Annotated in this window: 5 protein-coding genes; 1 reads left to right on the top strand and 4 read right to left on the bottom strand. The window is 76.2% G+C overall.

The genetic code is table 11. The features are described from left to right. Window positions 1-1,071, bottom strand: a 1,071-nt coding sequence (locus R7226_RS30845) for an AAA family ATPase (RefSeq protein ID WP_318601380.1), incomplete at its 3' end; no start/stop codon positions are given. Window positions 1,072-1,181: 110 nt separating this feature from the next. On the opposite strand from R7226_RS30845, the gene R7226_RS30840 reads away from it, so the two are divergent. Next, window positions 1,182-2,039, top strand: coding sequence for a histidine kinase (locus R7226_RS30840; protein ID WP_318601379.1), 858 nt, complete (start codon window positions 1,182-1,184; stop codon window positions 2,037-2,039). 45 nt (window positions 2,040-2,084) lie between these two features. Here the strand turns inward: R7226_RS30840 and R7226_RS30835 are convergent, their stop codons facing one another. From R7226_RS30835 to R7226_RS30825, 3 genes are all read right to left on the bottom strand, one after another. After that, window positions 2,085-3,581: an aldehyde dehydrogenase family protein gene (locus R7226_RS30835; RefSeq protein ID WP_318601378.1), complete on the bottom strand. Its 1,497-nt coding sequence runs from the start codon at window positions 3,579-3,581 to the stop codon at window positions 2,085-2,087. Beyond that, a complete protein-coding gene (locus R7226_RS30830; protein ID WP_318601377.1) occupies window positions 3,578-5,215 on the bottom strand; it encodes a GMC family oxidoreductase in 1,638 nt (545 codons plus the stop codon). The genes R7226_RS30835 and R7226_RS30830 overlap by 4 nt, the downstream gene beginning before the upstream one ends. Beyond that, window positions 5,212-5,544, bottom strand: a 333-nt coding sequence (locus R7226_RS30825) for a hypothetical protein (RefSeq protein ID WP_318601376.1), incomplete at its 5' end; no start/stop codon positions are given. The genes R7226_RS30830 and R7226_RS30825, both read right to left, overlap by 4 nt.

Below are 5,544 nucleotides of genomic sequence, written 5' to 3'. Positions count from 1 at the left end.
GTCGGCGGCCGCCGACGCGAGATGCCACGCGCGGCGGCGCGGGTCGGGCGCGGTCGACGCGAGCGCCCGGTGGGCGCTGCGCCGCTCCTCGTCGTCGCCGGCGTAGTAGGCGGCGGTCCGCAGCAGCGGGTGGCGCAGCTCGACCTCGCCGTCGGCGACGAGCACCGTCCGCGTGCGCTCGGCGGCGTCGAGCGCGGTCGCGGGGATCCCCAGTCGGGCGAGCGCCGCCAGCAGCCACGACAGCGGTCCCTGCTCCAGCGCCGCCGCGACCGTGACCGCGTGCCGCTCGGCCGGTTCCAGCTCGGCGATCCGCCGCGTGAAGGCGTCCTGCAGCAGCGGCCCGAGTCGCAGCGGCAGGCCGAGCGGCTCCGCGCCCGCGCGCTGCGCCGGCGTCAGGCCGGCCGGCAGCTCCAGCAGCGCCAGCGGGTTGCCGGCCGCGGCGGCGGCGACCGCCTCGCGGACCGCCTCGGTCAGGGCGCCGCCGGCGTCGTCCAGCAGCTCGCGCGCGGTGTCGCCGTCGAGCGGCTCGACCGCCAGCCGCGGCAGTCCCGGCGCCTCGAACGGCTGCTGCTCGCTCGTGCGCGCCGCGAGCAGCAGCGCGACCGGCGCGTCGCCGAGGCGGCGGGCGGCGAACAGGATCGCCTCGCGCGAGGCGGGGTCGAGCCACTGCACGTCGTCGACGATCGCCAGCACCGGCCTGCGCTCGGCGGCGAGCGTCAGCAGCGCGACGAGCGCGAGCGGCACCGCGAGCCGCGTCGGCGGCGTCGGCGGCTGCAGCGCGAGCGCGACCGCGAGCGCCTGCGACTGCACCTGCGAGAGCTGCTCGCGCAGCGGCAGCAGCGGCGCGACGAGCTGGCGCAGGCCAGCGTACGGCAGCGCCGAGGATGCCTCGTAGCCGCTCGCGCGCAGGACCAGGCAAGCGGTGGCGCGCTCGGCCGCCGCGGCGACGAGCGCGGTCTTGCCGATCCCGGCCTCGCCGTGCAGCAGCAGGGCACCCCCGCGCCCGGCGCGCGCCTGGTCCAGCAGCTCCTCGATGCGCGTCAGCTCGCGCTCCCGTCCCAGCAGCAGCACGGGCGCAGTCTGTCACGCGGACAGGGCTCTCCAGCGGCCTCGGACGAAGAAATGAGGAGGCACCCCGATGTGAGCAGGCGATCGGATTGGGACGGTGCTGATCGATGTTGATGGTCGCCAGCACCGAGCTCGACACGGGCCCCGCGGTCGTCGCGCAGCTGCACGACGTGATCGCCGTCGCGATGGCGCGCATCCGTGAGCGCGCGACCGCGGCGCGCACGCTCGTCGGCTTCGACGACGCCGCGGCGCTGGCCGCGACGACGGAGATCGGCGACCTCGCGCTCGACGCGCTCGGCGACGTGCGGCGCCTGATCGCGAGCCTGCCGTCGGTGGCCTGCCGCGAGCTGGCCGACGACGTCCACGACACGCTCGGCCACTCGCTCTCGCTCGCCGCGCTGCTGGCCGGCGGCGCGCGGGCGCGGTTGGAACGCGAGCCGGCGCTCGCGCGTGAGGCGCTCGGCCGCGTCGCGGCGCTCGCTGGCGAGACCGGTGCGGAGCTGGAGACGCTGCTCGCGGAGCCGCTGCGTCACGACCCGCTGCCGCTCGAGCAGCCTGCCGCCACGCGCGACCCGCGCGCCGCTGCCGCCGCGCAGCCCGCTCCGCTTGCCGGCGTCGCGGCGCTGATGGCGCTCGCGGTCGACCAGCCGGTCACGTTCGCCGTCGACGGCGTCGCGCTCGCGGCCGCGCCGCGGCCGCTCGCCGCCGTCGCCTACCGGATCGTGCAGGAGTCGCTCACCAACGCCCGCCGCCACGCGCCGGAGGCGCCGGTCCACGTGCGCGTCGAGGTCGTCCGCGGCGCGCTCGGGGTCACGGTCGTCAACGCCCCGGCGCGCACCGCCGCCTGCCCGCCCGGCAGCGGCTGCGGGATCCCCGGGATGCACCGCCGCGCGGCCGCCGCCGGCGGGCTGCTGAGCGCCGGCCCGACGCCCGGCGGCGGCTTCCGCGTCGACGCGCGCCTGCCGCTGTAGCCGGCGCGCCGGCGCCGCGCGCCCGACGCGCGCGCCCGGCCAGCCCTACAGCTTCGCGACCACCGTCTTCAGCTCGGTGTACAGCTCGATCGCCTCCCAGCCCATTTCGCGGCCCCAGCCCGACTGCTTGAAGCCGCCGAACGGCAGCGCCGCGTCGTAGTGGTTGTAGGTGTTGATCCAGACCGAGCCGGCACGCAGGGCGCGCGCGACGCGGTGGGCGGTCGAGAGGTCGCGCGTCCAGATGCCGGCGGCGAGGCCGTAGGGCGTGTCGTTGGCGGCCGTGACCAGCTCCTCCTCGGTCGAGAACGGGATCGCCGTCACGACCGGGCCGAAGATCTCCTCGCGCACGACCGCCATCTGCGGCGTCGTGTCGGCGATCACCGTCGGGGCGTAGAAGTGCCCGGAGCCGCCCGGCGCGCTGCCGCCGGTCACGATCCGCGCGCCGTCGGCGCGCGCGCCCTCGACGTACCCGTTGACGCGCTCCCACTGCGCGCGTGAGACGAGCGGGCCGAGGTCGGTCTCACCGCCGAGCCCGGGACCGAGCCGCAGCGAGGCCGCGAACGACGCGACCCCGGAGACGACCTCGTCGTAGACGTCGCGGTGGATGTAGAGGCGCGAGCCGGCCGAGCAGCCCTGGCCGCTGTTGCCGAAGATCGCGATCGCCGCGCCGGGGATCGCCTCCTCCAGGTTCGCGTCGGCGAAGACGACGTTCGGCGACTTGCCGCCCAGCTCCAGCGAGACGCGCTTGAGCGACGGCTCGACCGAGCGCAGGATCGCGCGACCGACCTCGGTCGAGCCGGTGAAGGCGACCTTGTCGACGCCGGGGTGGGCGGTCAGCGCGGCGCCGGCGCTCTCGCCGAAGCCCGGCACGATGTTGACGACGCCGTCCGGCACGCCCGCCTCGGCCAGCAGCTCGCCGAGCCGCAGCGCGCTCAGCGGCGTCTGCTCCGCCGGCTTCAGCACCACCGTGCAGCCGGCGGCGAGCGCCGGCGCCAGCTTCCACGCCGCCATCAGCAGCGGGAAGTTCCACGGCACGATCGCGCCGACGACGCCGACCGGCTCGCGCACGGTGTAGGCGTGCAGCTGCGCGCCGCCGCCGGAGAGCGGGATCGTCGAGCCCTCGATCTTCGTCGCCCAGCCGGCCATGTAGCGGAAGATGTCGGCCGCCAGCGGGACGTCGATCCCGCGCGCGATCGGAAGCGCCTTGCCGTTGTCGAGCGACTCCAGCTCGGCCAGCTCGTCGGCATGGCGTTCGATCAGCTCGCCGATCCGCCAGACGACCTGCCCGCGCGCCGACGGCGTCAGGTCGGCCCACGCGGCGCCCTCGAAGGCGGCGCGCGCGGCGCTCACGGCGCGGTCGACGTCGGCCGCGCCGGCGGCGGCGACGGTCGCCAGCGGCGCGCCGGTCGCCGGGTCCTCGCTGACGAGCGTCGCGCCGTCGGCGGCATCGACGAACCGGCCGCCGATCAGCAGCTGCCACGGCCGCTCCAGGCGCGACCGCGCGGCGGCGTTCGAAGGGCTCTGCGGGACGGTCGTGCTCATGCGGCGCTCCCTGCGGTCGCGGTCGTCGCGGGCGTCTCGGTCAGCTCGCGGCGGCGCGACCAGATCTGGTCGGCCGTGCGCAGCGCGAGCGCCTGCAGCGTGTTGGTCGGGTTGATCGAGCCGCCGGTCGGCATGCTCGAGCCGTCGACGACGTAGAGGTTGTCGACGTCGTGGGCGCGGTTGCTCGCGTCGACGACCGAGGTGGCCGGGTCGTGCCCCATCCGCGCGGTGCCGAGCAGATGCCAGCCGAGGATCGGCGAGAGGCCGGTGTCGATCACGTCGCGCGCGCCGGCCGCGCTCAGCAGCTCCTTCGCGCGCTCCAGCCCGAACTGCCCGATCCGCTTCGAGTTGTCGGAGAGGCGGTAGTGGGTGCGCACGCCCGGCAGCCCCCACGCGTCGAGCTTGTCGTCGTCCAGCTCGACGCGGTTGACCTCCTCCGGCGCGTCGTCGCCGCAGACCCAGACGGCGCCGTCGTGGCCGACGGCCCGCTCCACCGCGCCGTGGTGGTCGGCGCCCCACGGCGCGCCGCCGAGCGCGATGTTGAGCGGCGAGTTGCCGCGCATCGCCGAGAGGATGAAGCCGCGCTTGAAGTCGCGCGCGGGGTCGGTCTCGTAGAAGTGGCGCGAGCCGATCACCGAGCCGCGCGCGCCCTTGAACGTGTCGAGGTGGTCGTCGAAGCGGCCGAGCGCGACCGACTGCACGTGCACCATCAGGTTCCTGCCGACGAGGCCGGAGGAGTTGGCGAGCCCGTCGGGGTGGGCGGGCGATCTCGACATCAGCAGCAGCCGCGGCGTGCCGATCCCATTGGCGCAGATCACGACGACCTTCGCGCGCGCCTCGCGCAGCTCGCCGTCGCCGTCGTAGTAGAGCGCGCCGGTCGCGCGGCCGTCGGCGCCGACGAGCACCTCGCGCACGCGAGCGCGCGTCTGCAGCCGCGCGCCGTGCTGGAAGGCGGCCGGCCAGTAGGTGTTGCCGGGGGTCGAGAGCGCGCCGTTCGGACAGCCGAGCGTGCAGAAGCCGCGGTTGGTGCAGACGCCGCGGTCGCGGTACGGGCGCGTGACGATCGCCTGGTCGTGCGGCCACCAGTACCAGCCGAGCCGCTCGAAGCCCTCGATCCAGCGGCGGCCGAGCCTGCCGAGGTCGGCCGGCGGCAGCGGCGGCGCGGTGCGCGGCGGCGCGGTCGGGTCGCCGGCGAGGCCGGAGACGCCCAGCTCGCGCTCGTTGAGGTCGTAGTAGGGCGCCAGCTCGTCGTAGGAGATCGGCCAGTCGACGCCGAAGCCGTCGAGCGTCTTGGTGCGGAAGTCGGACGGCACGAGCCGCCAGAAGTGGCCGCCGTAGCCGTTGGCGGAGCCGCCGACGGCGTTGTAGACGTAGGCGTCGACCGGGTCGGCGCCGAGGTTGGTGACGGGGTAGTCGACCGGGTCGCGGCGCTTGCCGGGGCTCGGGTTCCAGCCGTGGCGGCCGCGCGCGTCCCAGTCCTCGTGCGACTTCGGCAGGTCATCGGCGGTCATCCAGTCGCCCTGCTCGAGGCAGAGCACGTCGGCGCCCTGCGAGGCGAGCCGCCAGCTCAGCGCGGCGCCGCTCGGACCGGAGCCGATCACGAGCACGTCGGCGGTCAGGTGCGCGGCGCTCATGCCGTCACCTCGACCCAGGTCGCGGCTCTGGCGGCGACGCCGTGCGTCAGCGCCTCCTCGAACGGCTCCAGCTCCCAGCCGACGGTCGCCTGCGCGGCCGAGAAGCCGGTCCGCCGCAGCAGCGCCGGCTGCGTCGCCGGGTCGCGATAGTAGGCCTCGCAGGCCAGCTCCCAGACGACGTCGAAGGCGTCGGCGTGCGGTCCGGCCGCCAGCTCGGCCAGCAGCGCGGTCAGCTGCGCCGGCTCCAGCGCGGCGGCGCTCGCGGCCCCGCCGTGACGCGCGGCGGCGAGCGCGTCGAGCGCGTCGACGGCGGCCAGCAGCAGCGGCCG

This window comes from Conexibacter stalactiti (genome assembly GCF_033542075.1).
Classification (GTDB): Bacteria; Actinomycetota; Thermoleophilia; order Solirubrobacterales; family Solirubrobacteraceae; genus Conexibacter; species Conexibacter stalactiti.
The sequence above is the reverse complement of the archived record's forward strand: the minus strand, read 5'-3'. Positions and strand labels throughout refer to the sequence as shown.